The 589-nt window shown below is 60.6% G+C and carries 1 pseudogene; it reads left to right on the plus strand.

The features are described 5' to 3' along the window. Positions 1 to 314 precede the first annotated feature (314 nt). A pseudogene (locus ASJ79_RS31655) lies at positions 315 to 470 on the plus strand (hydrolase); the annotation flags it as partial. Between the last annotated feature and the right edge of the window lie 119 nt (positions 471 to 589).

Here is a 589-nt window from a genome sequence, read left to right on the forward strand (position 1 = left end):
TCGCCCGATGCCGCCTGACCACCATCACCAACGACAACCCCGAAATAGGAGCCGACGACATGCCCGCACTCACCGCCTAACAACCACCGGATCACGCAGCACTACACCACATCCTGGGACTTGACCCATGGGTGTCTTCTTGGAGGAGCTGCAGGAGTTACGAGGTGTCCGACAAGCGCTGCCAGCAGGGGCGCCGGGATATCGGCAACCGCAGCGATCGACCGGACATGACATGCAGATACAGCATGTCTGAACAGCGCGTAAGCACCGCCGACACCCACCGCCCGACTCGTTCGTCGGCTTACACTTCCGACGTGTTCTCCGAGACTCGCTATGCGATGAAAGGGAACTTGCGCATCGCCTGTCGTGCGTCGCCCGAAGGCGCCCGCGACATCGTGGTGGTCCCGAATTGGTTCAACTGTTGTGAACTTCTGCCGGAGCTACCGGCGATCCAGGGCTGGGTTGAAGCGCCCCGGGTTTGATACACACTCGGTTATTGGTGTGCAGCCGATGGGTGGGCTGTGTTTGTAGCGTAGTAGACCTGCTCGTATTCGATCGGTGGGATGCGGCCCAGACGGTGCATGAGCCT

Source organism: Mycobacterium sp. NAZ190054 (assembly GCF_001545925.1).
Classification (GTDB): Bacteria; Actinomycetota; Actinomycetes; order Mycobacteriales; family Mycobacteriaceae; genus Mycobacterium.